The organism is Microbacterium marinum (assembly GCF_014204835.1).
Classification (GTDB): Bacteria; Actinomycetota; Actinomycetes; order Actinomycetales; family Microbacteriaceae; genus Microbacterium; species Microbacterium marinum.
The window spans coordinates 308,413-331,577 of record NZ_JACHMD010000001.1 but is presented as its reverse complement, the minus strand read 5'-3'; the positions used below and the strand labels follow the sequence as shown (position 1 = coordinate 331,577).

At 66.5% G+C, this 23,165-nt stretch carries 31 protein-coding genes and 2 pseudogenes; 15 read left to right on the top strand and 18 right to left on the bottom strand.

From position 1 onward, the window contains the following. Window positions 1-93: 93 nt before the first annotated feature. Window positions 94-330, bottom strand: a complete 237-nt coding sequence (locus tag BKA24_RS01635) for a hypothetical protein (protein WP_043340519.1) — start codon at window positions 328-330, stop codon at window positions 94-96. A 93-nt stretch (window positions 331-423) separates the two neighbouring features. Between BKA24_RS01635 and BKA24_RS01630 the strand changes: the two genes are divergently transcribed. After that, window positions 424-957, top strand: coding sequence for a helix-turn-helix transcriptional regulator (locus BKA24_RS01630; RefSeq protein ID WP_005050761.1), 534 nt, complete (start codon window positions 424-426; stop codon window positions 955-957). Window positions 958-962: 5 nt separating this feature from the next. On the opposite strand, the gene BKA24_RS01625 is transcribed toward BKA24_RS01630, so the two are convergent. From BKA24_RS01625 to BKA24_RS01605, 5 genes are read right to left on the bottom strand one after another with little or no spacing between them, the layout of a single operon-like run. After that, window positions 963-1,715, bottom strand: a complete 753-nt coding sequence (locus BKA24_RS01625) for an HNH endonuclease family protein (protein ID WP_005050763.1) — start codon at window positions 1,713-1,715, stop codon at window positions 963-965. Then, the gene (locus BKA24_RS01620; protein ID WP_005050765.1) at window positions 1,712-2,188 is read right to left on the bottom strand and encodes a hypothetical protein; all 477 of its coding nucleotides are present in this window, start codon (window positions 2,186-2,188) and stop codon (window positions 1,712-1,714) included. Before BKA24_RS01620 ends, BKA24_RS01625 begins: the two co-directional genes overlap by 4 nt. Beyond that, complete coding sequence (locus BKA24_RS01615) at window positions 2,188-2,490, bottom strand: hypothetical protein (RefSeq protein WP_005050767.1); 303 nt, start codon at window positions 2,488-2,490, stop codon at window positions 2,188-2,190. The genes BKA24_RS01620 and BKA24_RS01615 overlap by 1 nt, the downstream gene beginning before the upstream one ends. Next, the gene (locus BKA24_RS01610; protein WP_005050769.1) at window positions 2,483-2,734 is read right to left on the bottom strand and encodes a hypothetical protein; all 252 of its coding nucleotides are present in this window, start codon (window positions 2,732-2,734) and stop codon (window positions 2,483-2,485) included. Before BKA24_RS01610 ends, BKA24_RS01615 begins: the two co-directional genes overlap by 8 nt. Further along, window positions 2,734-3,618, bottom strand: a complete 885-nt coding sequence (locus BKA24_RS01605) for a hypothetical protein (RefSeq protein WP_005050771.1) — start codon at window positions 3,616-3,618, stop codon at window positions 2,734-2,736. Before BKA24_RS01605 ends, BKA24_RS01610 begins: the two co-directional genes overlap by 1 nt. A 152-nt stretch (window positions 3,619-3,770) precedes the next feature. Between BKA24_RS01605 and BKA24_RS01600 the strand changes: the two genes are divergently transcribed. Together BKA24_RS01600 and BKA24_RS01595 are read left to right on the top strand one after the other, a co-directional pair. Next, window positions 3,771-4,430 (top strand): type IV toxin-antitoxin system AbiEi family antitoxin domain-containing protein, encoded by a 660-nt coding sequence (locus tag BKA24_RS01600; RefSeq protein ID WP_005050774.1) that lies wholly within the window; start codon window positions 3,771-3,773, stop codon window positions 4,428-4,430. After that, window positions 4,423-5,481, top strand: a complete 1,059-nt coding sequence (locus tag BKA24_RS01595; RefSeq protein ID WP_005050776.1) for a nucleotidyl transferase AbiEii/AbiGii toxin family protein — start codon at window positions 4,423-4,425, stop codon at window positions 5,479-5,481. The genes BKA24_RS01600 and BKA24_RS01595 overlap by 8 nt, the downstream gene beginning before the upstream one ends. 5 nt (window positions 5,482-5,486) lie before the next feature. On the opposite strand, the gene BKA24_RS15395 is transcribed toward BKA24_RS01595, so the two are convergent. After that, window positions 5,487-5,642, bottom strand: coding sequence for an Lsr2 family DNA-binding protein (locus tag BKA24_RS15395; RefSeq protein ID WP_425488716.1), 156 nt, complete (start codon window positions 5,640-5,642; stop codon window positions 5,487-5,489). Between BKA24_RS15395 and BKA24_RS01585 the strand changes: the two genes are divergently transcribed. Further along, window positions 5,633-6,076, top strand: a complete 444-nt coding sequence (locus BKA24_RS01585; RefSeq protein WP_082157159.1) for an SDR family NAD(P)-dependent oxidoreductase — start codon at window positions 5,633-5,635, stop codon at window positions 6,074-6,076. The two genes, BKA24_RS15395 and BKA24_RS01585, sit on opposite strands and share 10 nt — an antisense overlap. Before the next feature lie 85 nt (window positions 6,077-6,161). Here the strand turns inward: BKA24_RS01585 and BKA24_RS01580 are convergent, their stop codons facing one another. From BKA24_RS01580 to BKA24_RS01565, 4 genes are all read right to left on the bottom strand, one after another. Continuing rightward, window positions 6,162-6,554 carry an SDR family oxidoreductase gene (locus tag BKA24_RS01580; RefSeq protein WP_005050794.1) on the bottom strand — a complete coding sequence of 131 codons (393 nt, stop codon included), beginning with the start codon at window positions 6,552-6,554 and terminating at the stop codon, window positions 6,162-6,164. A gap of 51 nt (window positions 6,555-6,605) precedes the next feature. Further along, window positions 6,606-7,271 carry an N-carbamoylsarcosine amidohydrolase gene (locus BKA24_RS01575; RefSeq protein ID WP_005050795.1) on the bottom strand — a complete coding sequence of 222 codons (666 nt, stop codon included), beginning with the start codon at window positions 7,269-7,271 and terminating at the stop codon, window positions 6,606-6,608. Next, the gene (locus BKA24_RS15390) at window positions 7,268-7,573 is read right to left on the bottom strand and encodes a polysaccharide deacetylase family protein (RefSeq protein ID WP_005050797.1); all 306 of its coding nucleotides are present in this window, start codon (window positions 7,571-7,573) and stop codon (window positions 7,268-7,270) included. Before BKA24_RS15390 ends, BKA24_RS01575 begins: the two co-directional genes overlap by 4 nt. 260 nt (window positions 7,574-7,833) lie before the next feature. After that, window positions 7,834-9,230, bottom strand: a protein-coding gene (locus tag BKA24_RS01565) for an IS3 family transposase (protein ID WP_370428832.1) whose coding sequence is annotated in 2 segments (ribosomal slippage) — window positions 7,834-8,894 and window positions 8,894-9,230 — 1,398 coding nt in all. Because the reading frame shifts where the segments join, the coding sequence is not laid out codon by codon here. 124 nt (window positions 9,231-9,354) lie between these two features. Here BKA24_RS01565 and BKA24_RS01555 point away from each other — a divergent pair. From BKA24_RS01555 to BKA24_RS01535, 5 genes are read left to right on the top strand one after another with little or no spacing between them, the layout of a single operon-like run. Further along, the gene (locus BKA24_RS01555; RefSeq protein ID WP_005054956.1) at window positions 9,355-10,608 is read left to right on the top strand and encodes an aromatic ring-hydroxylating dioxygenase subunit alpha; all 1,254 of its coding nucleotides are present in this window, start codon (window positions 9,355-9,357) and stop codon (window positions 10,606-10,608) included. Next, entirely contained in the window at window positions 10,605-11,192 is a 588-nt protein-coding gene (locus BKA24_RS01550) for a 3-phenylpropionate/cinnamic acid dioxygenase subunit beta (RefSeq protein ID WP_005054954.1), read from the top strand. Before BKA24_RS01555 ends, BKA24_RS01550 begins: the two co-directional genes overlap by 4 nt. Then, window positions 11,189-11,515, top strand: a complete 327-nt coding sequence (locus BKA24_RS01545; protein WP_005054953.1) for a hypothetical protein — start codon at window positions 11,189-11,191, stop codon at window positions 11,513-11,515. The genes BKA24_RS01550 and BKA24_RS01545 overlap by 4 nt, the downstream gene beginning before the upstream one ends. A gap of 3 nt (window positions 11,516-11,518) precedes the next feature. Beyond that, window positions 11,519-11,716 (top strand): ferredoxin, encoded by a 198-nt coding sequence (locus BKA24_RS01540; protein ID WP_005054951.1) that lies wholly within the window; start codon window positions 11,519-11,521, stop codon window positions 11,714-11,716. After that, window positions 11,713-12,558, top strand: a complete 846-nt coding sequence (locus BKA24_RS01535) for an NAD(P)/FAD-dependent oxidoreductase (RefSeq protein ID WP_184214576.1) — start codon at window positions 11,713-11,715, stop codon at window positions 12,556-12,558. The genes BKA24_RS01540 and BKA24_RS01535 overlap by 4 nt, the downstream gene beginning before the upstream one ends. Window positions 12,559-12,601: 43 nt before the next feature. Here BKA24_RS01535 and BKA24_RS01530 read toward each other — a convergent pair whose 3' ends face one another. Beyond that, window positions 12,602-13,837 carry an IS256 family transposase gene (locus BKA24_RS01530; protein WP_046746337.1) on the bottom strand — a complete coding sequence of 412 codons (1,236 nt, stop codon included), beginning with the start codon at window positions 13,835-13,837 and terminating at the stop codon, window positions 12,602-12,604. Window positions 13,838-13,893: 56 nt separating this feature from the next. Between BKA24_RS01530 and BKA24_RS01525 the strand changes: the two genes are divergently transcribed. The 5 genes and pseudogenes from BKA24_RS01525 to BKA24_RS01510 all read left to right on the top strand — a co-directional run bounded on the left by BKA24_RS01525 (window position 13,894) and on the right by BKA24_RS01510 (window position 17,017). After that, window positions 13,894-14,349, top strand: a complete 456-nt coding sequence (locus BKA24_RS01525) for an oxidoreductase C-terminal domain-containing protein (protein WP_184214574.1) — start codon at window positions 13,894-13,896, stop codon at window positions 14,347-14,349. Window positions 14,350-14,461: 112 nt separating this feature from the next. Next, a pseudogene (locus tag BKA24_RS15685) lies at window positions 14,462-14,614 on the top strand (helix-turn-helix domain-containing protein); the annotation flags it as partial. A gap of 42 nt (window positions 14,615-14,656) precedes the next feature. Further along, window positions 14,657-15,202, top strand: a complete 546-nt coding sequence (locus BKA24_RS01520) for an IclR family transcriptional regulator (protein WP_223159176.1) — start codon at window positions 14,657-14,659, stop codon at window positions 15,200-15,202. 161 nt (window positions 15,203-15,363) lie between these two features. Further along, window positions 15,364-16,086, top strand: a complete 723-nt coding sequence (locus tag BKA24_RS01515; RefSeq protein WP_005054944.1) for an alpha/beta fold hydrolase — start codon at window positions 15,364-15,366, stop codon at window positions 16,084-16,086. 16 nt (window positions 16,087-16,102) lie between these two features. Continuing rightward, window positions 16,103-17,017: an alpha/beta fold hydrolase gene (locus BKA24_RS01510; protein WP_005054941.1), complete on the top strand. Its 915-nt coding sequence runs from the start codon at window positions 16,103-16,105 to the stop codon at window positions 17,015-17,017. A 1,037-nt stretch (window positions 17,018-18,054) separates the two neighbouring features. Here the strand turns inward: BKA24_RS01510 and BKA24_RS01505 are convergent. The 5 genes and pseudogenes from BKA24_RS01505 to BKA24_RS15380 form a co-directional block, all read right to left on the bottom strand. After that, entirely contained in the window at window positions 18,055-18,150 is a 96-nt protein-coding gene (locus tag BKA24_RS01505; RefSeq protein WP_370651862.1) for a hypothetical protein, read from the bottom strand. Window positions 18,151-18,234: 84 nt separating this feature from the next. Further along, window positions 18,235-18,660 (bottom strand): annotated as a pseudogene (locus BKA24_RS01500) (integrase core domain-containing protein); the annotation flags it as partial. A 16-nt stretch (window positions 18,661-18,676) separates the two neighbouring features. Then, the gene (locus BKA24_RS01495) at window positions 18,677-19,786 is read right to left on the bottom strand and encodes an IS110 family RNA-guided transposase (RefSeq protein WP_184214570.1); all 1,110 of its coding nucleotides are present in this window, start codon (window positions 19,784-19,786) and stop codon (window positions 18,677-18,679) included. 195 nt (window positions 19,787-19,981) lie between these two features. Further along, entirely contained in the window at window positions 19,982-20,653 is a 672-nt protein-coding gene (locus BKA24_RS15840; RefSeq protein WP_184214568.1) for a DDE-type integrase/transposase/recombinase, read from the bottom strand. Beyond that, on the bottom strand, window positions 20,650-21,012 hold the full coding sequence (locus BKA24_RS15380; RefSeq protein ID WP_197077644.1) for a transposase: 363 nt from the start codon (window positions 21,010-21,012) through the stop codon (window positions 20,650-20,652). Before BKA24_RS15380 ends, BKA24_RS15840 begins: the two co-directional genes overlap by 4 nt. A gap of 315 nt (window positions 21,013-21,327) precedes the next feature. On the opposite strand from BKA24_RS15380, the gene BKA24_RS01480 reads away from it, so the two are divergent. Beyond that, entirely contained in the window at window positions 21,328-22,563 is a 1,236-nt protein-coding gene (locus tag BKA24_RS01480; RefSeq protein ID WP_046746337.1) for an IS256 family transposase, read from the top strand. Between the two features lie 43 nt (window positions 22,564-22,606). Here BKA24_RS01480 and BKA24_RS01475 read toward each other — a convergent pair whose 3' ends face one another. Further along, on the bottom strand, window positions 22,607-22,822 hold the full coding sequence (locus tag BKA24_RS01475; protein ID WP_005055296.1) for a helix-turn-helix domain-containing protein: 216 nt from the start codon (window positions 22,820-22,822) through the stop codon (window positions 22,607-22,609). Window positions 22,823-23,165: the final 343 nt, after the last annotated feature.

Genomic DNA, 23,165 nt, shown 5'->3' with positions numbered 1-23,165 from the left:
CCTCATTCGTCAGGTTATATTAGTCAAGAGTGCTTGAAAATTGCAATCAGATTTCGCAGTCGACGGGCGCTCCATGAAGGTCTGGCGGGGTCGCTAGGACGCGAGGCGGCCGCCGTAAGAGCGCCCGCGTCCGTGGTAGGACTTCTGCGCCTTCCGCAGCCCTTCCTCGGTCATCCCCAGCAGGAGGGCGATCTCTCGCTGGGTCAGCTCGGCCGCGCGCGCCTCGTCGACGACTTTGCCGCGGCGTTCGCGCAGCTCGTCCGCTTGCGCGAGCTGCTGGCCGATGCGACGGAGCTCCTCACGGATGGCGTCCGCGTCCTTGTTAGCCATGCGCCCCAGCATCCCCAACCAAGTTGGGTCTGGTTGCCGCGGCGCGCCGTAACCGCGAAAGTGGTTATATTCATCCAGCTGAGAGGAGCGCTGATGACCGGACGGCACCTCACCACGGCGGACGTCGCCGAGAAGCTCGGCGTGTCCGTCGTCGCGGTCTACAAGATGCGCTCCATCAGCAACAAGCTGCGCAGAGCCGGCCAGGAGGGTCCTCTGCTCCCCGAGCCGGTTGCCATAGAAGGCAACTCCCCGCTCTACGACGAGGCCGCGATCGACGCATTCGCGCAGGAGCGCGCGCGCAGGGCGCCCTCGCAGCGCGGCCGCCGGCCGCGACTGATGCCGGGACTGGCGCGCGATGCGGCTTTCGCGGAGCGGTTGCGGGCGGCGATCGCGGACGGGGCGGGGGCGCCCGAGGTTCCCACGCAGGCGGCTCTGATCGACCTGCTCGGCTTGAACGTCGTCACGTTCGGTGAGCGGATGCGAGGGCGCACCCGCTGGACCGACGCCGAGCTCGAGGTGATCAGGCGCACCCTCGGTGTCGACACGACGGATGCGAACGAGGTCGTAGACCGCGCTCGCGCGGCCAAGCGTCAGGCGCGCGCGGCGAGATCCCACGCGGGTTCGTAGCGGCTTCACGACATGCTCCCGCTCTCGTCGCTGGCTTGCTGGGCAGCGCAGGTTGAGAGCGTGTCCACGAGCGCACCGCGGTCGGCTTCGTCGACCGCGAGGTGCCAGGTGTCGACGATCTCCGTGTAGCGGGCGACGTAGGTGCACACGTAGTCGGCGTTCGATGGCAGCCACAGGGCTGGCCCGTGGTCGTTCTTGGCCGCATTCGTGTTGCCATCGACGGCGACGATGTTGTCGAACGAGTTGGCGAACTGAATGCGCTGCTGCTCGGTCCACGCCCACGCGCCCCCGGCGTGCGCCGCCGAAAGGCTGACGATGTGGTCGATCTGGACGCCGGAGCTTCCCGGGGCTCCAGGGGCGGCGATCCGGTCGTGCTCGAACTCAATGCGTGTGCCCGTGTACGGATCGGGGTCGAGCACGCCGGAGAGCACCGTGCAACCGTCACGGACGACGTCCTGCAGCTGGACGGCGAGGAGATCGTCTCGCTGATCGCAGCCGTTTCCCTCGATGTCGATCCAGCGCTCGCCGAACGTGGCGCGGCGATACTCGGGAATCTCCTCGGTGGGATCGATCAGCGGCAGCTCCTGCGCGACTGCGGCGAGCGCGGTGTAGTCGTAGGTCGGGTCCGGGGCGGGTGCCTGCGGGCGCGTCCATGTGTCGATCCAGGAGGTGATGCCCAGCTGGTGGGCGCCGAAGCCGAGCGCGAGAGCTGCGACCGCGGCGAGGGCTGTGCTGGCGCGGCGGGTGCGTCGGTTCATCTGCGCTCCTTTGCCTGTGCGGTGTCGGCTTGGTCGAGCAGCAGTATGGTTCGGGCGATCTGGGTGCGTGCCTCGTCGATGACCTCGAGGGTTTCGTCGTCGGCGTCGAGCTCTGAGAGTGCGTGGCTCTGGCGGCGGAGCTGGTCGCCGAGGTGGAACATGCCGGCACTGAGGAGGACCTCGGCGAGCGCGGCCGCGCGGGCGCCTTGGTGGTCGGCGCTGACGGCGAGGTCGTCGATGATCTCGATGAGGGTTGCGCGGGATCCCATCGTTGGGTCTTCTCCTGGAGTGAGCTCGCGGAGCGCTTCACGGTTGAGCAGCGTCTGGAAGAGCCTGTGCATCCGTTGGGTGAGGGGGCGGCCGTCGCGGCGGGTGCAGTTGAGCGCGAACTCGCGGAAGCTCCATCGGACGGTGACGGGTGTGCCGGTCTGGATGGTCATGGCTTCCTGGAGGCGCACGGCGATGTCGGTCATCAGTGCTCCTCGGTTCGGCCCAGGTGGGGGATCTGCTTGAGGTGGGCGCCGCGGCCGTTGCCGAGCTGGGGGGAGATCGCGCAGCTGGGCAGGTGCAGTCTCGCGTTCGGCCCGTGGCCTGCTGCCGCGTGGGGTGTGGGCTGCCGCGTTGGCCGGGTGTGCCGGGCGCCTCGCTGAGTCAGCGGGAGGGGGTTGAAGCGCAGCGACAGGGCCCAGCGATGGCCGCCGAGCGCGCGGACGACCCGCAGCCACTCTCCCTCTTTGGTGGAGTCGATGGTGAAGGTGTTCGGCTGGTCAGACATCTGCGGCTTCTTTCGGTGCGAAGGGGCTGTTCTTGGCGTCGCGGAGCATCTGCCGGGTGATCGGCTCGGTCTCCTCGAGCGAGGCGAGCGAGAAGTAGTGGCGGCGGGCGCGGGCCGCTTCGGTGCAGGTGAGCAGCTGGCGGTTGCCGTGGTTCGGGCATCCTCCCTTGCTGCGGCATCCGGCCAGGTAGCCGGCGGTGGTGCCGTGCAGGGCGGCTTCGAGGATGTCGAGCGTCTTGCTCATCAGGCGGCCTGCCGGAGTCCGAGGTCGTCACGGTCGCGGTCGATGGTGCGGACGTCGACGCCGAGCAGGTCGCTGAGCTGGGTGAGGCTGAGTCCGCGTTCGGTCCCGCGTCGGGTGGCTTCGAGGCGCTCGTCTCGGGTGAGGCGGACGTTCTGGCCGGCGAGAGCGAGCTCGATCGCGATCTCGTCGAGCAGGGGTTCCTGCCCGGCTGTGGGCGGTGCCGGGTCGGTGTCGATGTCGTCCCAGGCCAGCGGCGGCAGCCAGCCGTGCCGGCGTGCGACCGTGAGTGCGTAGGAGCGGCCGACCCGCTGCGCTCGGGTGTGGGTGGGGGGCTGCTGGTCCCAGAGCTCGTCGTAGAGCGCGGCGATGTCGTCGTGGACACGGATGTCCACGTAGGCGCCTTCGAGTGCCTTGTTGACCTTCCAGCGCGGGTAGCCGAGTCGGCGTGCGATCTCGTGGTGGTTCCATCCGATCGCGGCCAGAGCCTGGAGGCGCCGGCGGGTGCCGCGGCCGTTGACTCGGCCCTGCGCGGCGAGAGTGCTGCTGTCGGGGGTGACTGCGAGGAGTTTGCGGGCGGTGGCGCCGGTGACGAACCGTGCCGTCTCGCTGTTGAGCAGGCGACGGACCGTGGCGCCGCCGACGCCGGCGCTGATGGCGATCCGTTCGGGGATCATCCCGGTGTCGACCAGTGCCTGCAGGTGCTGCCGGATCGGCTCGATGGGTTGGTGCGCGTCCTGGTATCGCCCGTAGGCCAGGAGACGGTAGCGGTCGCGGCGGCGGCGCGCGTTGCCGTCCATGCAGGCGCGGCACCCGCAGAGGTGGACGACGTAGCAGGTGGAGGTCAGCCCGTGCTTGTGGTCCGGCGGGCAGGTGTGGGTCCGCATCTTCTCCTCCTCACAGATGGTTATATTCCCGAATATAACCCGTTCCCGAGGGTTTGGAACCCCCTCACTGCTAAGGGGTGGCCCCAGAGGCTCGAAGTCGACAATCTGAACGAGCTACAACGTTTGTTGCGGTTTCTCGCTACACTGTGCGCATGGCAGGATCAACTTTCGCTCGTCTGGGCGAGCTCGCGTCACAGCGTTGGGGCCTGGTGACCACCGCCCAGGCGCTCGAGGCTGGCGTGGCGCGCCCGACCCTGACGCGCCTCGCCAACAGCGGCGCGCTCATCCGCGTCGCGCGCGGCGTCTACCGCCTCGCCGGCGCGCCAGAGCACGAGCAGGAGGCGATCCTCGCGACCTGGCTCGCCCTCGGCGGCGCCGACCGTCCCCGCACAGACACCGGCGTCCCGCCCGTCGTCGCCGCAGGCCAGACGGCCGCGCAGCTGCATGGCATCGGCGACTGGTTCCCCGGGCCACTCGAGTTCGTCGTTCCCACCCGCCGCGGTACCCGCCTGGACGGGGTGCGGCTCCGCACCCGCGAGCTCGCGCCCACCGAGGTGGTCTCCGTCGACGGGATGCCGACCATGAGCGTCGAGCGCACGATCGCCGACCTGATCGAGCAGTGGGTCGACCGCTCCCTCGTCGCCGATGCGCTCGCCGACGCCGCGGACGCGGGAAAGCTGCTCTCCCCCGCCCGCCTGACCGAGTATCTGGAGCCGCTGGCCAAGCCCAACAAGTACCCCTCGGGTGCCGCGCTCGCGGCTGATCTGCTCGCTCTTGCGGGCGTCGACGCGGTGGTGCCGGCCGATGCCTGAGCCCGACGGCTACAAAGACTGGACGGGGCTTGCGCAGGCGATCAAGGCGGCCGCGACGAAGGCAGCCGGTGACGGCGCGAGCGCGCTGGATGTGAATGCGCAGATCGTGCAGGCACAGCACGATCGTTTCCTCAGCCGGGTCTTTGCGGAGGGGGAAGAGTCCGAGTGGCTGCTCAAGGGCGGCACGGCGATGCTCGCCCGGGTGCCGAAGTCACGGTCGACGAAAGACCTGGATCTGGCCTCGACCGGCGCCGCCGATCTGGATGCCGCGCAGCAGGCGCTCGAGCAGGCAGCCGCGCGTGATCTCGGCGACCATGTGCGGTTCCAGCTCACCCGTGCCCGTGCGACCGGGCGAGGAGAGAACCAGCCGGGTGTCGCGACCCGGCGCCTGGTGTTCACATGTCTGGACGCGAACACCGGCCGGAGGATCTCCGACATCCCCATCGACGTGGTCGTCGGCCCTCCCCCGGTCGGCCGCGTCGAGACGATCGAGCCGTCGACGCGGCTGCAGCTGGGGCGGCCGGTCCCGTCGCACCCCTACCGGCTGTTCCCGATCTCCGATCAGGTCGCGGAGAAGGTCACTGCGACGATGAGCACCTACAACGGCCGCCCCAGCAGCCGCGCGAAAGACCTGGTGGACATCGTCACCATTGCACGCACGCAGCGCGTCGACCTGCGCGAGCTGCAGATGGCCATCGACGCGAAGCGTGCACTGTCAAAGCTCGACTCGTTCACTACGTTCACGGTCCCGGACGGTTGGGACGGTCCCTACCGGGTGCTCGCGGCCGGCACGCCCTCAGCCGGCGGGATCACCGATCTGGGTGAGGCCGTGGCTCTCGCGCGTCAGCTGATCGATCCCGCGCTCGCCGACGCGCCCGTGCAACCGGGGACGGTCTGGGTCCCTGGCTCAGGCTGGACACAGAACCCTCCGCCGCCGGAGCCGGGCGGCAGCGGATCCCCTTCGGGGGAGGTCCACGTGCGCGCGCACGTGCGCTCCGGTTATCCCGTCACGGAGCACTGGCGCGCAGCGCGCGGCTCAGCCCAGGAGTGACCGCGTCAGTGCGCCGCGTCGTACGCCTCGAGGATGGACGCGGGAACCCTGCCGCGATCGCTGACCTGGTGTCCGTTCTGACTGGCCCATTCACGCACCGTGTTGAGATCGGCCCGTCCGCCCCGCGACGTCCTCGCCGGACGCCGGGTGGCTGCGCCGATGCGGCGCGCGCTCTTGGCCCAGGCCTCGAACTCGAGATCGATCTCGAGTTGCTTTCCGTCGATCGCGAAGGTCGCGGGATCGAGCCGCTCGCCAGGTCGCGCACACCACCGCGAAGGGCGGCGTCATCGCGATGACGAAGTCGCTCGCTGCGGAGGGCGCCCGCTACGGCGTCCGCGCGAACTCGATCTCGCCTGGCTTCGTCAGCACCCCGGCGACGGACAAGGCGGTGGATGCGGAGGGCAAGGCCTGGCAGGTCGGCAACGCGCTCATTCAACGCCCCGGCACGGGCGAGGACATCGCGTACATGCCGCTCTACCTGGCCTCCGACGAGTCCTCTTGGGTGACCGGACAGAACTACAGCGTCGACGGCGGCGCGACCGCCGGGTGGCGGAACGACAGCGAGACGGACCGACTGGCCGCGAAGAACGGCTGACACGCGGGTCGCGGCGCGACCGGTGACGGACGTGAGGCACGGTGTCAGCTGACACCGTGCCTCCCGTCCGTCGTGGCCACCTCGTCTAAATCGCGAGGTACCCGCCGTCGACGGCGAACTGCGCGCCGGTCGCGAAGGCGGCCGCGTCGGAACCGAGCCACGCGACCATCTCGGCGATGTCGTGCGGCGTGCCGAGTCGGCCGATCGGGTGCTTCGTCAGCAGCGCGTCCTTGAAGCCGGGGTAGGTCTCCTCCAGCGCGTCTATCATTGGCGTCTGGATCACCCCGGGCAGCACTGCGTTCACGCGGATGCCTTTGTCGGAGTACTCCACCGCGGCGGCTCGGGTGAGGCCGATGACGCCGTGCTTCGACGTGACGTAGGCGGACTGGTGGGCGATGGCGACCTGCCCGAGGGACGAGGCGGTGTTGATGATGGATCCGCCGCCCTGCGCCAGCATCTGCGGGATCTCGGCCTGCACGCCGGTTCAATATTCCGCACAGAGGAAGTTGGCCCCACGGCGTTACTGCAGTCAATCGTTCTGTTGCGCAAGCCCCCGCAGGTAAGCACGTGCGTCGTCGAGGCTGACGACATCGCCGTACTTCGCGTCGATGTCAAAGAGGCTGGCCAGGTGCGGAAGGGCTGCCCGGTCGCCGACTGCCTCTTCGACGACGATGGTGTGGAAGCCGTAGGAGCAGGCGTCAACCGCCGAGGCGCGCACGCACCCACTGGTGGTGCAGCCGACGATGATGATGGTGTCGACACCCCGTGAGATCAAGCGTGCGGCGAGATCAGTTCCGAAGAAGCAGGATGCGTACTTCTTCACCAGGGTCATCTCGTGGGGCAGCTGGCCCAGCCTGCTGTCGACCTCCACCCATTCGCTGCCCTCCACCAACAGGTGGTTGGACGGGATCTTCTTGATCCAGAGCCCCGCCTCCTGCAATTCGGTGTCGTACGCGACCGTCGAGAAGAAGATGGGGATCTCGAGTTCACGGGCGGGGACGAGTAAGGCATTGGTGGCGGCCAGCTGTGACTCCAGTTCGCCTGACAGGGGCGAACGGCTGTCCGTGAATCCGGTGATCAAGTCGACGATCAGCAGCGCCGGCTTCTCGCCGTAGCCGATCCGGCCGCCCAATCCCTTGGCCTTGAACTCGTCGCGCAGCCGTGCGTACTCATCGATCAGCTCCGTATTCGTCACGAATCGGCTCTCCTGTTCCCCGTCGACTGATAGTGCGCCGCGATGGCATCGCTCGTCGTCACCCAGACACCATCGTGAGACGTGATGTGCTCGAGGGCCCGATCAAGGTAGCGGTGGCGGAACGGCTGGCCGACGATGAACGGGTGCAACGGCAGCGACATGACGCGACCCGAGTGCTCGGAGTCTGAATAGAGCTGATCGAACTGGTCGATCACCGCTTCCAGGAACTGCGGGCCGGTATAGCTCTTACTCACGAACATCGTCACATCGTTGAGTTCTATCGTGTAGGGAACGCTGAACATCCCGTCGACGTTCAGCGGATACGGCTGATCGTCGTTCGTCCAGTCCAGGACGTAGTCATACCCCAGCTCCCGAAGGATCCGGCTGCAGCATCGCGGTACCGCCGAAGATGCTCGTGGAGGGCTTGTCGATCTGATAGTGCTCGATGTTCAGCCCGACATAGAACGCCACTCGGGCCCCATTCGGCCACGAAATCGTCGGTCGCTCCGTGATCGGGCTGTAATCGAAGCGGAAAGTGTCAAGGCGGGTGAGACAGATTCCGTCAGGCGGTCTGTATGAGGGCCTCCTGTGAGGGCTGGTTGATCCAGGCGGCCTCGGGCAGCTTGGGCGCCTGGGGTCGGCGGTGGCCGAAGCGCTCGGGACGGGCGGCGTAGGCCGCGTCCAGGGTGGCCTGGCGCTGGGCGCGGACCTGCCCGGCGGTGCCGAAGTGGACGCTGGCGGGGGTGTGCAGCCCGATCCCGCAGTGGCGGTGCTCGTGGTTGTAGTAGGCGAAGAACTGCTCGGCGAACGCGCCGGCGTCGGCCAGGGACCCGAAGCGCTCGGGGAAGACCGGGGCGTACTTCAGCGTCTTGAACGCCGCCTCGCTGTAAGGGTTGTCGTTCGACACGTGCGGGCGGGAGTGCGACCTGGCCACCCCGAGGTCGACGAGCAGCTGAGCGACCGGTTTGGAGGTCATCGAGGTCCCGCGGTCGGCGTGGATCGCCTCCGGCACGCCATGGATGCCCATGGCGTGCTCGAGCAGGTTCTTGGCGATCTCGGCGTCCTCGCGGGCCGCGATGGTCCAGCCCACGACGAACCTGGAGAAGATGTCGAGCACGACGTACAGGTCGTAGTACACGCCCCGCTCCGGCCCCTTGAGCTTTGTGATGTCCCAACTCCACACCTGCCCCGGCGCCGTCGCGACGAGCTCGGGCCGGGTCCGGGGCGGGTGGCTCGCCTGCCGGCGCCGTTCCCCGGCCATGTCGTGCTCGCGCAGGATCCGGTGCATCGTGGACATCGAGCACAGGTAGGTGCCCTCGTCCAGCAGCGTGGCCCAGACCTGGGCGACCGACTTGTCCGCGAACCGCTGGCTGGTCAACACGGCCAGCACGTGGGCCCGCTCGGCGGCGGACAGCTTGTTCGCCGGTGCCGGCCGCGGTGTCCGTGGACGTGGCGGTGGCGGGTTCTTGGCCCGGTAGTGACTGGCGCGGGAGCGACCCAGCAGCGCGCACGCAGCCGCGGTGCCGACGTGCTCGGCCAGCCCGTCGACGGCCGGGTTGATCACCGCGGCGACCGCGGCGGCTTGTCCGCGCTCTCGGAGAGCGTCTCCAAGAGCGCGTGTGCTTTTCCCATCAGGTCCAGCGCCGCCCTGGTCTTGGCCAGCTCGGCCTCGGCCTTCTCCGCCCGGGCCCGTAGCGCCTGCAGCTCCCGCTCGCGCCGGTCCCGCGGCTTGCTGCCCAGCCCGGACAGCGAGCCGGCGGCCGCGGCCTTGCGCCACTCGATGATGTGGGAGGTGTACAGGCCCTCCCGGCGCAGGATCTCCCCACGCCCAGAGCGGTCCGCGGCGTCGTACTCGGCCAGGATCGCCGCTTTGAACTCGGCGGTGAACGTCCGCCTCTTGGGCCGGTCAGCACGAGGAGCCATAGCCCCATCATCGGTGCCGACGTCAGCAACCGTCATCGTCATCTCAGTATTGGTCCGTTCTCGCCCCGTGCAGTGCGAAGGTCAGCAGTGCTGGTGTCTCACCCCATCCTGACGCACAGGGCTCGAGCGGGAGCGCTTGTTCAGTCGCGCGTGGATCTTCGTGGGTCACGAATCAGAGATCCCTCAGCCCGGCGACTACGTGGTGCGGCGAGTGCTCGACGACTCGTTCATCGTGGTGCGCGACGAGAGTGGCTCCGTCAAGGCGATGTTCAACATGTGCCTGCACCGAGGAATGCAGGTGTGCCGGGCGGAAATGGGCAACGCCTCGCACTTCCGCTGCCCGTATCACGGCTGGTCGTACCGCAACGACGGACGAATCGTGGGGCTGCCGTTCCACGAAGAGGCGTACGGTGGCGAGGCTGGCTTCAATCGCAAGGGAGCCCGCCTGCTTCCGGCGCCGAGCCTCGACAGCTACAACGGGTTGATCTTCATCAGCATGGATCCGGATGCGCCACCGCTGATCGACTACCTCGGCGATTTCGCTTTCTATCTCGACTACTACACGAAGCAGAGCTCCTCGGGCATCGAGCTCCGCGGCCCGCAGCGCTGGCGGGTGAAGGCGAACTGGAAGATCGGCGCAGAGAACTTCGCCGGCGACATGTACCACACGCCACAGACCCACACCTCGGTGGTCGAGATCGGCCTCTTCCGCGAACCGAAGGCGGAGAAGCGTAAAGACGGCAACACGTACTGGGCGGGCAACGGCGGAGGCACGACCTACAAGCTTCCGGAGGGAACGCTCGAGGAGCGGCTGCGCTACGTGGGCTACCCCGACGAGATGATCGACCGGATGAAGGAGGTCTGGTCCCAGGACCAGCTCAATGTGATCGGCGAGAACGGCTTCATGATCTCGGCGGCCTCGATCTTCCCGAACATGAGCTTCGTGCACAACTGGCCGAAGGTGGAAGACGGCGACGACGTGCTCCCGTTCATCTCGATCCGTACCTGGCAGCCGATCAGCGAGAACGAGACCGAGGTGCTTTCCTGGTTCGCCGTCGACGCAGCGGCACCGGAGGAGTTCAAGGCTCTGTCGTACAAGGCGTACCTGATGTGCTTCGGCAGCACGGGGATGTTCGAGCAGGACGATGTGGAGAACTGGGTGTCCCTTACGAACACCGCGAAAGGGAATATGGCGCGGCGCTTGCTGCTGAACAGCCGGATGGGCGTGCTGAAAGACGGCAGATTCGTCGTGGAGCCGCTCGGACCGGACGCGTTCTCTGGCCCGGGCGTGGCCCACGTCGGTTACGGAGAGTACAACCAGCGGCATCTGCTCGAGCGCTGGGCGGACTACCTCGAGACGGAGCCGACCGCGCTGATCATCTCGTCGGTGGGGATGCCGGAGGGGCTGTCATGACCGAGGCGCGCTGGGTTCGACTGAAAGAGTCGCCGCTCGGAGCACATACGACCAAAGCCACGCGGGTGGGGAGTTCGTTGTCGTTCTCGGACGGCCTGCATCTGGAGACGCACAGGTGGCTCGTCGAAGAGGCATACATCCTCGACGAGCAGCGGTACGAGGACTGGCTCGACCTCATCGCCGACGATGTGCACTACATCATGCCCGTGCAGGTCACTACCGCGCTCGGCGCCGGGTACTCGACGTCTCCGGGCATGGCGCATTGGGACGAGAACAAGTACTCCCTGAGCCGGCGGGTCGCCCGCTTCCTCACGGAACACGCCTGGACAGAGGATCCGCCCTCCCGGCTCCGTCACTTCGTCACGAACGTGCGCACCTTCGAGAGCGACGTCCCGGGCGAGGTCGTCGTCGATTCTGCGGTGCTTCTTTTCCGCAGTCGCGGCGACGTGCACGAGCCCGCGGTGATCTCGGCCGGCCGCGAAGACGTTCTGCGACGTGTCGGCGGCGGGTTGCAGCTCGCACGCCGAACCATCACGGTCGACGAGTCGGTCTTGCGCACACAGAATCTGGCGATCTTCCTATGAAACTCGAATGGGAAGGCGAAGAGGACGACCGCATCGCGGCCATCGCAGCAGCAGACGAACGTCAGCGGCTCGAAGACCAGCGGGTAGGGGCTCCGATCTCGATCGCCAATGAGTTCTCGGAGATCCGGGTATCTCGCGTGGAGACACGCAACGGCTCCCGGCTCCTGATCGAGTCGCCGCGATCCGGGCAGTGGGTCGCTCTCGATCCGCTCGAGCTCGAGGCGCTGACCTGGCAGACTACGGCGACGTTCTCCGCCATGATCGCCCAACCGTTCGCACCGATGTTCCCTGAGATAACGCCTGAAGAAGCAGGAGAGGAGTGACACATGCCTGTCGTGAAAGCGGATCTCGGGCTCTGTCAGGGCTACGCCAACTGCATCATGGCCGCGGGAGACTATTTCGATCTCGATGACGACGGCGTCGTGATCCTGCTCAGAACAGAGGTCGACGAGGCCGACCGGAAACGGGTCACCGAGGCGGCGAACAGCTGCCCGGTTTCCGCGCTCCGGGTGGAAGACGAATGACGACAGCGATTGTCGGTGCGTCGATCGCGGGGGTACGGGCCGCGCAGGCGCTTCGGGCAGAGGGGTATCGCGGAGACGTTGTGCTCATCGGCTCCGAGCCCGTGCTGCCCTACGACAAGCCGCCGCTGTCGAAGGGATACCTCGTCGGTGCAGGTGCAGCCGAGGTCACGCTCCTCACGGCGGCGGAGGCGCTCGAGCTTAACATCGACCTTCGTCTCGGTGTGCCGGCGGTAGGTCTGGACCGTGCGTTGTCGGAGCTCCGGCTGGCGAATGGACGGCGGGTCGGCTTCGATGACCTCGTGGTGGCGACCGGCGTCCGCGCGCGGCCGTCGCCGTGGGGTGAAGGCGAGGGAATCCATGTGCTGCGGACACTCGACGACGCAGACCGGCTGCGCGCCGAGCTAGTTCCCGATCGCAGGATCATCGTCATCGGAGCGGGCTTCATCGGCGCCGAGGTCGCCGCGACCGCTCTTGGGCTCGGAGTCGATGTCACCCTGGTCTCGGCGACACGCGACCTGATGTCACGCCGGCTCGGTGACGAGATTGGCGCCCTCTTCTCGCAGAAGCACTCCCGGCATGGCGTACATGCGGTTCTCGGACGGACGGTCGCGCAGATCGACGGTGCGAAGGGAGACTTCCGCGTGCTCCTGGATGACGGTTCCGAGCTCCACGGTGATGTCGTCGTCATCGGCATCGGGGCAGTGCCGAACGTCGAATGGCTCGAGGACTCAGGGCTCGAGATCGACGACGGTCTCGTCTGCGACGAATTCCTCACGGCACTCGGCGCCCCGGAAATCCATGCGATCGGCGATGTTGCGCGGTGGCGGGCCGCGTCCGTTTGAGTGGTGGTCTTTCGCTTCGTTGCGATGATCAGCTGTCGTTAGTTTAGGCGGCGGTGATCTCGGGGAGTATCACCGCCTCGTCGATGGTGGGGGTGGTCGCGGTGAGCTCGGTCATGGAGGCTTCGGAGAAGTAGCGGCGGTCGGCGGCTTCCCATTCGTCGTGTTGCTCGACGAGGACGGAGCCGGCCAGGCGGAGCAGGGCGGCGTTGTTCGGGAACACGCCAACGACGTCGGTGCGGCGCTTGATCTCCCGATTGAGGCGTTCCAGCGGGTTCGTGGACCAGATCTGTCGCCAATGCCGGGCGGGGAACGCTTTGAACGCGAGGATGTCGTCACGGGCGTCGGTGAGCATCACGGCGGTCTTGGGGTGGACGCGCTCGATCATGCGCACGACTTCGTCGAACTGGGCATCGATGTGCTCGGCGTCGGGTTGGGCGAAGATCGTGCGGATCACGCTGGCGACCATCTCCTGCCGGCCCTTCGGGAGGGCGGTCAGGACGTTGCGCATGAAGTGGACGCGGCAGCGCTGCCAGGCGGCGCCCTGCAACACGGTCGCTGCGGCCTTCTTCAGTCCGGCGTGGGCGTCGGAGATCACCAGCTTCACCCCGCCCAGACCTCGTGTCTTCAACGAGCGCAGGAACTGCTTCCAGAACTCCTCGGTCTCGCTGTCTCCGACATCGAAGCCCAGCACGACCCGCCGCCCGTCAGCGGCGACGCCGATCGCGACGACGACCGCCTGGGACACGACACGGTGGTCGATGCGGACCTTGCAGTAGGTCGCGTCGAGGAACACGTAGGGGTAGGCGATGTCAGACAGCGAGCGGTCGCGGAACGATGCGACCTCGGCGTCGAGCCCTTGGCAGATGCGGGACACCTCGGACTTCGAGATGCCAGTGTCAGCGCCGAGCGCTTTGACGAGGTCATCGACCTTCCGGGTTGAGACGCCGTGGAGGTAGGCCTCCATCACGACCGCGAACAAGGCTTGGTCGACCCGGCGGCGCCGCTCCAGCAGCGACGGGAAGAACGACCCCTGCCGCAACTTCGGGATCCGCAACTCCAGATCCCCAGCCGTGGTCGACAGCACCCGCGGCCGGGAACCGTTGCGGGTAGTCGTGCGCTCGCTCGTGCGCTCGTAGGGGGCGGCGCCGATGAATGCGGCTGTCTCCGCGTCGATCAGCTCCTGGTAGAGCCGCTCGGTCGCGGCTCGGATGCGGTCGGTGGTGCCGGTGAGCTTCAGTTCCCCGAGCAGCTCGAGGAGGGCAGACTGGTCAAGAGCCATCGTGCGGTGTCGTCTTTCTGTGTGAGTTCTTGGTCGTTCTCACTGACCATCGCACGATGGCTCACCCCGTCGCGGTCACGACGCCGCGGGCCCGAAAGACCACCACCCCGCGGGACTCCAGGCGGTGGCGGCATCCGGTTCGCGGCGATCTCACCCGTCTTGAGCACTGGACGAATGCGGTCGACCAGGCGCGCTGTGTCGCGCACAACATCGCTCATCCCGACGACCGACGCTCATATCTGCCTGTCGAGTATGTCTGGAGTGACCAGTTCAACTGGAAGCTGCACATCGTCGGTCGCACGACGGCAGTCAACCCCGAGATGGTGACGGACCCTCGAACACCCGACCGGATCGCGTCTCTGTACTCTCAGAATGGTCTGTCATTCGACGGGGCAGTGGTACTGAATTGGCCCCGCGCTCTCGTCGAAGTCCGCCGGTCCATCGCAGCGGGATCGTCGCTTTCCGACGTTCGTGTACGACTGGGCCGGCTGCTCGAATCGGCGTCCGGATAGACCTGGACGGGATCGCCTTGCCCTTGATGGCGGCCCTGAGGGCCGGCAGGAACGATACAGTTTCTGTTGTGCAGAGAAATAGAGCAGCCGACGGAGTCGATGCGGCTCCGCAATACCGATCGAGTCGGTCGACAATGCCCTGAAACTCCTGCTCCTGCTCGGTGAGAAGAACGAACTTCGACTGACGGACGCCAGCAAGCACCTGGGTGTCGCGACCTCAACGGCGCATCGCATCCTCGCGATGCTTCAATGGCGAGGATTCGTGCGGCAAGACCCGCGAACGAAGACATACGGGCCAGGGCCGTCGTTGACCACGATCGCCTTCTCGGTGCTGAGAAAGATGGACATCCCGCAGATCGTGCAACCGATCCTCGAGGAACTCAGCCACCAAGCCGGCGAGACGGTTCACCTCGGCACGCTCGACGGCAACTCCACTCGCTTTCTCGCAGTCTCGGAACCGACGACGGCGGTGCGAGTCGCTTCACGGTTGGGCAAGGAGATGCCGGCCCATTGCACCTCCACGGGAAAGGTTCTCCTGGCGCAGCTCCCGCGAGAACAATTGGACCGTCTCTACCCCGACGAGCAACTCTCACAGGTGACTCCGCAGTCGATCCGTACCAAGACCGAGCTCCTCGCACAACTGGATCTTGTCGCGAAGCAGGGCTATGCAACGAACCGGGAGGAGAGCGAGGAGGGCGTGGCCTCGGTGGCCGTGGCCGTTCCCTCGGCGAGCGGGCTGCGGTTGGCGATCAACGCATCTGCCCCGGTGTTCCGCTTGCCTCCCCGCAAGGTGAAGACCCTCGTCGCACTCCTCGATGAGGCAGCCGTACGTCTGGCCGACCTGACCTCCTGAAGGCTCGTCGTCTCTTTCCCCTGCGACCTGGTGCAGGGGTCGTTCGGCGCGTTCTGAAGAGAGCTCGAGCCATGCTGGACTGTTGGCGCCGCGCAAGCTATTGTGTCTTCTAGTTAGGAACAAGTTCTGCTCAGCAGATAAATATGCGAAGAGGATGATCAATGCAGATCGTACTGGTGCACGGCGGATGGGTAGGCGGCTGGGTGTGGGACGGCGTCGCCGACGAATTGCGCAGAATGGGGCACGAGGTGATCGCGCCGACGCTGCGCGGTCTCGAAGACGGTGACGTGGACCGCTCCGGCGTCACGATGAGCATGATGGCGCGCGATCTGATCGATCAGGTAAGAGAGCTCACCCAGCTCGACATCGTGCTCGTCGGTCATAGCGGCGGAGGTCCGCTCATCCAACTCGTCGCTGAGGCGATGCCCGAGCGCATCGGCCGGGTCGTCTTCGTCGACGCCTGGGTGCTGCGCGACGGCGAGACCATTAACGACGTGCTCCCCGATCCGTTGGTCGCAGCGACGAAGGCGCTTGCGAGTCAGTCCGACGACAACACCATCGTCATGCCGCCTGAGCTCTGGGCCGCGTCTATGCAGGACATGTCCCCGTTCGAGCAGCAGCAGCTCGCCGCGCTCGAGCCGAGGCTCGTCCCAGCGCCGGCAGGCTGGTCCGATGAGCCGATCCGCCTCGACCGGTTCTGGGCGAGCAGCATCCCGTCAAGTTATGTGTTCCTCGCTCAGGACCAGGCCGTTCCCGCTGAGATCTACCAGGCCGCGGCCGGGCGGCTTGATAGTCCGCGCACGATCGAGATCGACGGAAGCCATTTGGTGATGCTCACGCATCCGGAGAGGCTCGCACGGGCCCTCGACGCCGTCATTGCCTAACAGGCCTGGGGAAGCTATGGATTCGATTTCACGCCCAGACGACGTCGCGCCGATCTCGTACACCGAACTGGCGCCGTCGGGTGCGCCTGCTCGGTGGATCGTCCTCGTGCACGGGGGTGGTGCCTCGAACGAGTACTATCTCGAGACGCCCGACGGCCGACAGGGCTGGGCGGCACGATTCGTATCGCATGGCTACGGTGTGCTGGTGGTGGACTGGCTGGGGTTGTCCTATGAGGCGGCCCAACACGTCGATGATCGTGCGGCGTCTGCGCGGCTGGACTATGAGAGCGTGTGCCGAGGGATGGGCGTGTTCCTCTCTGGTCTCGGCCGGAACGTCGTGCTGGTCGTGCACTCGATGGCAGGTCCGATTGGCTTCCGCCTCCTAGAGACGCATGGCGATCTCATCGACGGGCTCGTAGCCGTCGCTCCGGGCCCGCCTGGAAATATACAGGCGGTGCCCGAGATCGTGAGGGAGTCCGACCAGGAGGTCTCCATCCGTGGAGCGGCCATCGACTGGACCATCCCGAAGATGGGTTTCTGGGAACCCACAAGCGCCTTCGTGAACGACAAGGCCATCGGACCCAGCCGGCGGTTCCCCCGCGAGTGCATCGAGGTGTTCCGCCGCACCCTTCGGCCGATCCCGGCCCGGATGCTTTATCAGCGTCAGAACATCGGTGGGAGCCAAATGAGGATCGGGCCGACCGACGCGTTCACGAACAAGCCGATTCTCGTCTTCACGGGTGGAGCCGATACCGACCACCCCTCGCAGCTGGATCAGGACATCGTGGCCTGGCTCACCGATCAGGGCGCCGCCGTCACCTTCTGGTCGTCCGAACTGCCTCTTCTCGCTGGGAACGGCCACTCGCTGATGGTCGAAGACAATAGCGACGAGATCGCTGACGAGATCGCGCGGTGGATCACGGCGCTCTGACTCGCCACCGTATCGTCCCGGCCATTATTTCAGCCGACCCGACGTCCCCAACAGCGGAGGAGAACGCCAGTCGTTTCCTTCGTGTCACTCGAGGGAACGCTGTGCCAGCTCGTTGCCGACTACGACTTGGTCGATCGGGCCCTTGCTCGAACTCCTCATTTCATACGTCTGGCGATGGACTCAAGGGAGATGTTCGCCGACGGCCGCGTGCAACTCCAGGTCATCGGTGGACAGCTGAGGCGTCTGCCACGACGCATCGAGACGATCGGTTCGCAGCTCGAACGGAACGTTCGGGCTGAGCATAAGGATGTTCCGAGACCTCCAGGAACGCGGATGGATCGGTTCGTTGGTCGGGGAGCTGACGACCACCCTGGTTGGCGTGGCGCTTATCGTCGCTGCGGTGCTACTTTCGGTCTCGGGGGGTGGCCCCCAGCTCGCCCCGACGTCGCACTCCTACCGTTCCTAGGGGCGGGGTGGTCGGCCTCGCGGGCAGGCTCCTCGTGCTGAGGCCGCTGCGCACCTCCTTGATGCGCACCACGCTGATCGCCGGATCCTGGCAAACTATCCCGCGACGCGAATTCGCAGGGGGTGTCGGCGCGACTTTCGATCGACGTACAGTGCCGTCCGTTAACAAACGATCGGTTCGTGCGACCGAACTGTCGAACGCCTGTGCATCGCTGCGGCGAGTTCCTCATGGCGCAGTACCTGGGTTTCGCTTCCGGAAGAAGATTTCACGAACCCCAGCGACACGGTGTTGCGGTGACGTTCGACGAAAGAGAAGAAGGATGGCCCGGCGAATCCCAATCGCGCGAAGTCTCGCCTTCGAAATGACAGAAGCGCTCCTGTGCTCGCGCGTCGGTTACTTCGCACCTTCTAGGTGTGACGTTATCAATTAGGGTGATGACGACCGGTGACGGGTACCGGTACCTGCTGAACTCTGTCGTGTCCGGTGACGGCGACCGCGACGCCTCGTCTGTGTTGACGCGGTATTACGCGGAGGCCGGGACTCCTGGCTCGATGTAGCGCCGAGGGGGTCGCTACTGGTCGGTTCCGACGTTGTGTTCAACCCAGTCGCGCAGATGCTTCAACGGGGCGGCTGCGCTGTGTCCGAGGTCAGTAAGTTCGTACTCCACGCGAGCGGGAACCTCGGGGTAGACGGTGCGAGTGAGCAGGCCGTGGTCTTCCGGAAAGTGTCAAGGCGGGTGAGACAGATTCCGTCAGGCGGTCTGTATGAGGGCCTCCTGTGAGGGCTGGTTGATCCAGGCGGCCTCGGGCAGCTTGGGCGCCTGGGGTCGGCGGTGGCCGAAGCGCTCGGGACGGGCGGCGTAGGCCGCGTCCAGGGTGGCCTGGCGCTGGGCGCGGACCTGCCCGGCGGTGCCGAAGTGGACGCTGGCGGGGGTGTGCAGCCCGATCCCGCAGTGGCGGTGCTCGTGGTTGTAGTAGGCGAAGAACTGCTCGGCGAACGCGCCGGCGTCGGCCAGGGACCCGAAGCGCTCGGGGAAGACCGGGGCGTACTTCAGCGTCTTGAACGCCGCCTCGCTGTAAGGGTTGTCGTTCGACACGTGCGGGCGGGAGTGCGACCTGGCCACCCCGAGGTCGACGAGCAGCTGAGCGACCGGTTTGGAGGTCATCGAGGTCCCGCGGATGCTCTCCTAAGAGTCAAGCGGCGATTCTCCTCGGTTTCGTGTTCGGGGTGATGTGTTCGATGCCGGGGTTGAGGAGGAAGTAGACCTCGCGGGCGAGGTAGCGCTTGAGGCAGCGGATGATCTCCATCTTGGAATGCCCCTCGGCGGTCTTCTTCGCTGCGTAGGCTTTTGTCCTCGGGTCGAGCCTGAGGCGACTGATCACGGCGAGGTGGAGTGCGCGGTTGGCTTGCCGGTCGCCGCCCCGGTTGAGCCGGTGTCGTTGCGTCATCCCGGATGAGGCGGGCAGAGGGGAGACGCCGCAGAGCATCGCGAACGCGGCTTCGGACTTCATGCGCTCGGGGTTATCGCCGGCGGTGACCAGTAGCTGCCCGGCGACCTCGATGCCGATCCCGACGCGTTCGAGTAGCTGCGGGGCGAGGGCTTGGACGATGGGGTTGATCAGGTCGTCCAGATCGACGATCTCGTCAGTGAGCTCGAGGTATCGGCGGCCGAACGACTTCAACGCAACCCGGTAGGCGACGACGGGATCGGTCGCATTCGAGACGTCGGGACGCCATGCGGCGAGGTGACGGATCAGTTGCATGCGGGTGAGGTTACGGATCTGGTCGCGGACTTCGTCGGGTGCGGCGACGATCGACATCCGCAGCAGTTGCAGCGTGTTGCGTCGTTCACGGACTGCCTGAGCGCGCGCGACACGCAGGATTCTCAGGGCTTCGACCGCACCGTCTTTGGACTTCGGGATCGTGGTGCGGCGTTCGTGGAGTGCGGCGCGGGCAGCGTTGATAGCGTCCAGATCATCATCCTTGCCTTTCCGGCGGCGGTCTGATCGATCCGGCCGGTCGACCTCGAGGACCGTCACGTCGTTCTTCGCGAGATGCCGGGTGAGGCCTGCGCCGTAAGAGCCGGTGCCCTCGATCCCGATCCGCACCAACACGCCGTGACTGCGCACCCATGCCAGCAGAGCCCGGTAGCCCGCGCGAGTCGTGGAGAAGCTATGCGTCCCGAGAACCGTCCCGGTCTCGTCGACGACCGCGGCGACGTGGATCTCCTTGTGAGTGTCGACGCCGGCGAACACCAACGCTCGCGATTGAGGTTGCTTGCCGGCGTCGGGGATGATGGTCATGTCGTGCTCCGATCTGTACGCATGGGCGGGGAACGGCACCGCGCTCGACCAGACCGGCGGACAAGACAGTGATGAGCACCTGTTGGCGCAGGCTCTCCTTAGGTCACTCCGGCGGCGAGGCGTGACGCCTCACCGGGTGTTCTCAGGGGACCGACAGATCCGTGGAAAGACAGCAGTTGTCGATCGGCGTGAGGGTCAGGAACCCCTGAGAACACCCGGCACCAGCATCCTTGCGCGTCCATCGCTGTGAGGGTCAGGACCCCTGAGAACACCAGCACGAACAGTCTCACTGTCGGCGTGGATCGCCTCCGGCACGCCATGGATGCCCATGGCGTGCTCGAGCAGGTTCTTGGCGATCTCGGCGTCCTCGCGGGCCGCGATGGTCCAGCCCACGACGAACCTGGAGAAGATGTCGAGCACGACGTACAGGTCGTAGTACACGCCCCGCTCCGGCCCCTTGAGCTTTGTGATGTCCCAACTCCACACCTGCCCCGGCGCCGTCGCGACGAGCTCGGGCCGGGTCCGGGGCGGGTGGCTCGCCTGCCGGCGCCGTTCCCCGGCCATGTCGTGCTCGCGCAGGATCCGGTGCATCGTGGACATCGAGCACAGGTAGGTGCCCTCGTCCAGCAGCGTGGCCCAGACCTGGGCGACCGACTTGTCCGCGAACCGCTGGCTGGTCAACACGGCCAGCACGTGGGCCCGCTCGGCGGCGGACAGCTTGTTCGCCGGTGCCGGCCGCGGTGTCCGTGGACGTGGCGGTGGCGGGTTCTTGGCCCGGTAGTGACTGGCGCGGGAGCGACCCAGCAGCGCGCACGCAGCCGCGGTGCCGACGTGCTCGGCCAGCCCGTCGACGGCCGGGTTGATCACCGCGGCGACCGCGGCGGCTTGTCCGCGCTCTCGGAGAGCGTCTCCAAGAGCGCGTGTGCTTTTCCCATCAGGTCCAGCGCCGCCCTGGTCTTGGCCAGCTCGGCCTCGGCCTTCTCCGCCCGGGCCCGTAGCGCCTGCAGCTCCCGCTCGCGCCGGTCCCGCGGCTTGCTGCCCAGCCCGGACAGCGAGCCGGCGGCCGCGGCCTTGCGCCACTCGATGATGTGGGAGGTGTACAGGCCCTCCCGGCGCAGGATCTCCCCACGCCCAGAGCGGTCCGCGGCGTCGTACTCGGCCAGGATCGCCGCTTTGAACTCGGCGGTGAACGTCCGCCTCTTGGGCCGGTCAGCACGAGGAGCCATAGCCCCATCATCGGTGCCGACGTCAGCAACCGTCATCGTCATCTCAGTATTGGTCCGTTCTCGCCCCGTGCAGTGCGAAGGTCAGCAGTGCTGGTGTCTCACCCCATCCTGACGCACAGGGGGCGGCTGGACGATCTCACCGAGTGGGCGCATGGTTTCACCGGCCGGGCCCAGTCGTTCCCCGGCTACCGGGCCTGGAGTCCCGCGGGGTGGTGGTCTTTCGGGCCCGCGGCGTCGTGACCGCGACGGGGTGAGCCATCGTGCGATGGTCAGTGAGAACGACCAAGAACTCACACAGAAAGACGACACCGCACGATGGCTCTTGACCAGTCTGCCCTCCTCGAGCTGCTCGGGGAACTGAAGCTCACCGGCACCACCGACCGCATCCGAGCCGCGACCGAGCGGCTCTACCAGGAGCTGATCGACGCGGAGACAGCCGCATTCATCGGCGCCGCCCCCTACGAGCGCACGAGCGAGCGCACGACTACCCGCAACGGTTCCCGGCCGCGGGTGCTGTCGACCACGGCTGGGGATCTGGAGTTGCGGATCCCGAAGTTGCGGCAGGGGTCGTTCTTCCCGTCGCTGCTGGAGCGGCGCCGCCGGGTCGACCAAGCCTTGTTCGCGGTCGTGATGGAGGCCTACCTCCACGGCGTCTCAACCCGGAAGGTCGATGACCTCGTCAAAGCGCTCGGCGCTGACACTGGCATCTCGAAGTCCGAGGTGTCCCGCATCTGCCAAGGGCTCGACGCCGAGGTCGCATCGTTCCGCGACCGCTCGCTGTCTGACATCGCCTACCCCTACGTGTTCCTCGACGCGACCTACTGCAAGGTCCGCATCGACCACCGTGTCGTGTCCCAGGCGGTCGTCGTCGCGATCGGCGTCGCCGCTGACGGGCGGCGGGTCGTGCTGGGCTTCGATGTCGGAGACAGCGAGACCGAGGAGTTCTGGAAGCAGTTCCTGCGCTCGTTGAAGACACGAGGTCTGGGCGGGGTGAAGCTGGTGATCTCCGACGCCCACGCCGGACTGAAGAAGGCCGCAGCGACCGTGTTGCAGGGCGCCGCCTGGCAGCGCTGCCGCGTCCACTTCATGCGCAACGTCCTGACCGCCCTCCCGAAGGGCCGGCAGGAGATGGTCGCCAGCGTGATCCGCACGATCTTCGCCCAACCCGACGCCGAGCACATCGATGCCCAGTTCGACGAAGTCGTGCGCATGATCGAGCGCGTCCACCCCAAGACCGCCGTGATGCTCACCGACGCCCGTGACGACATCCTCGCGTTCAAAGCGTTCCCCGCCCGGCATTGGCGACAGATCTGGTCCACGAACCCGCTGGAACGCCTCAATCGGGAGATCAAGCGCCGCACCGACGTCGTTGGCGTGTTCCCGAACAACGCCGCCCTGCTCCGCCTGGCCGGCTCCGTCCTCGTCGAGCAACACGACGAATGGGAAGCCGCCGACCGCCGCTACTTCTCCGAAGCCTCCATGACCGAGCTCACCGCGACCACCCCCACCATCGACGAGGCGGTGATACTCCCCGAGATCACCGCCGCCTAAACTAACGACAGCTGATCATCGCAACGAAGCGAAAGACCACCACTCAAACGGACGCGGCCGATTCCAACGCGATGTGCAGCACCGTGTCCGTACTGACTTTGAGTCGGTAGACCGCTCGCTCAAGCCGCAACCGGCGCAGGTGCGCTTTCGGGTTCTCACCCACGACCGCACGGAAGACGCGGTGAAAGTGATGCGGCGAAAGACCAGCGACCGCCGCGATCTCGGCGAGGGTCACCGGCTCCTCGAGACGCTCCTCCATCCAGTGAAGTGCCCGGCTCACACGTTCCGCATGCCGCTGAGCGGTGAGTGGAAGGACGACTGAGGACACGCTTCGAATCTACGAGCGCCGGTCAGTCGGCGTCTCGACGTTTTTTGCGAATCCCACCGAAGCGACTCGCCCCAATGCCCCGAAAGGTCCATATGGACATCGCGTAGACATCTCCCCTGCGAAATGGACAACTCGGAGCGTGACATCTGTAGGAACCGGCTGACGATGAACTGCTGTCGGTCGTCAGAACTGGTCTGCGAGCGCCCTCCGCTGCGCATCCCAATCGAAGTCCTCCAACGTTTTGCGAGCCGGTAACCCGGCGGCCTTGATCCGC

What these genes read in the sequence shown, in the direction of transcription:
- BKA24_RS01635 (WP_043340519.1), bottom strand. Translation starts at nt 330, where the DNA reads ATGGCTAACAAGGACGCGGACGCCATCCGTGAGGAGCTCCGTCGCATC.
- BKA24_RS01630 (WP_005050761.1), top strand. Translation starts at nt 424, where the DNA reads ATGACCGGACGGCACCTCACCACGGCGGACGTCGCCGAGAAGCTCGGC.
- BKA24_RS01625 (WP_005050763.1), bottom strand. Translation starts at nt 1,715, where the DNA reads ATGAACCGACGCACCCGCCGCGCCAGCACAGCCCTCGCCGCGGTCGCA.
- BKA24_RS01620 (WP_005050765.1), bottom strand. Translation starts at nt 2,188, where the DNA reads ATGACCGACATCGCCGTGCGCCTCCAGGAAGCCATGACCATCCAGACC.
- BKA24_RS01615 (WP_005050767.1), bottom strand. Translation starts at nt 2,490, where the DNA reads ATGTCTGACCAGCCGAACACCTTCACCATCGACTCCACCAAAGAGGGA.
- BKA24_RS01610 (WP_005050769.1), bottom strand. Translation starts at nt 2,734, where the DNA reads ATGAGCAAGACGCTCGACATCCTCGAAGCCGCCCTGCACGGCACCACC.
- BKA24_RS01605 (WP_005050771.1), bottom strand. Translation starts at nt 3,618, where the DNA reads ATGCGGACCCACACCTGCCCGCCGGACCACAAGCACGGGCTGACCTCC.
- BKA24_RS01600 (WP_005050774.1), top strand. Translation starts at nt 3,771, where the DNA reads ATGGCAGGATCAACTTTCGCTCGTCTGGGCGAGCTCGCGTCACAGCGT.
- BKA24_RS01595 (WP_005050776.1), top strand. Translation starts at nt 4,423, where the DNA reads ATGCCTGAGCCCGACGGCTACAAAGACTGGACGGGGCTTGCGCAGGCG.
- BKA24_RS15390 (WP_005050797.1), bottom strand. Translation starts at nt 7,573, where the DNA reads ATGTTCAGCGTTCCCTACACGATAGAACTCAACGATGTGACGATGTTC.
- BKA24_RS01550 (WP_005054954.1), top strand. Translation starts at nt 10,605, where the DNA reads ATGACCGAGGCGCGCTGGGTTCGACTGAAAGAGTCGCCGCTCGGAGCA.
- BKA24_RS01545 (WP_005054953.1), top strand. Translation starts at nt 11,189, where the DNA reads ATGAAACTCGAATGGGAAGGCGAAGAGGACGACCGCATCGCGGCCATC.
- BKA24_RS01540 (WP_005054951.1), top strand. Translation starts at nt 11,519, where the DNA reads ATGCCTGTCGTGAAAGCGGATCTCGGGCTCTGTCAGGGCTACGCCAAC.
- BKA24_RS01535 (WP_184214576.1), top strand. Translation starts at nt 11,713, where the DNA reads ATGACGACAGCGATTGTCGGTGCGTCGATCGCGGGGGTACGGGCCGCG.
- BKA24_RS01530 (WP_046746337.1), bottom strand. Translation starts at nt 13,837, where the DNA reads ATGGCTCTTGACCAGTCTGCCCTCCTCGAGCTGCTCGGGGAACTGAAG.
- BKA24_RS01525 (WP_184214574.1), top strand. Translation starts at nt 13,894, where the DNA reads ATGGCTCACCCCGTCGCGGTCACGACGCCGCGGGCCCGAAAGACCACC.
- BKA24_RS01515 (WP_005054944.1), top strand. Translation starts at nt 15,364, where the DNA reads ATGCAGATCGTACTGGTGCACGGCGGATGGGTAGGCGGCTGGGTGTGG.
- BKA24_RS01510 (WP_005054941.1), top strand. Translation starts at nt 16,103, where the DNA reads ATGGATTCGATTTCACGCCCAGACGACGTCGCGCCGATCTCGTACACC.
- BKA24_RS01495 (WP_184214570.1), bottom strand. Translation starts at nt 19,786, where the DNA reads ATGACCATCATCCCCGACGCCGGCAAGCAACCTCAATCGCGAGCGTTG.
- BKA24_RS15380 (WP_197077644.1), bottom strand. Translation starts at nt 21,012, where the DNA reads ATGGCTCCTCGTGCTGACCGGCCCAAGAGGCGGACGTTCACCGCCGAG.
- BKA24_RS01480 (WP_046746337.1), top strand. Translation starts at nt 21,328, where the DNA reads ATGGCTCTTGACCAGTCTGCCCTCCTCGAGCTGCTCGGGGAACTGAAG.
- BKA24_RS01475 (WP_005055296.1), bottom strand. Translation starts at nt 22,822, where the DNA reads ATGGAGGAGCGTCTCGAGGAGCCGGTGACCCTCGCCGAGATCGCGGCG.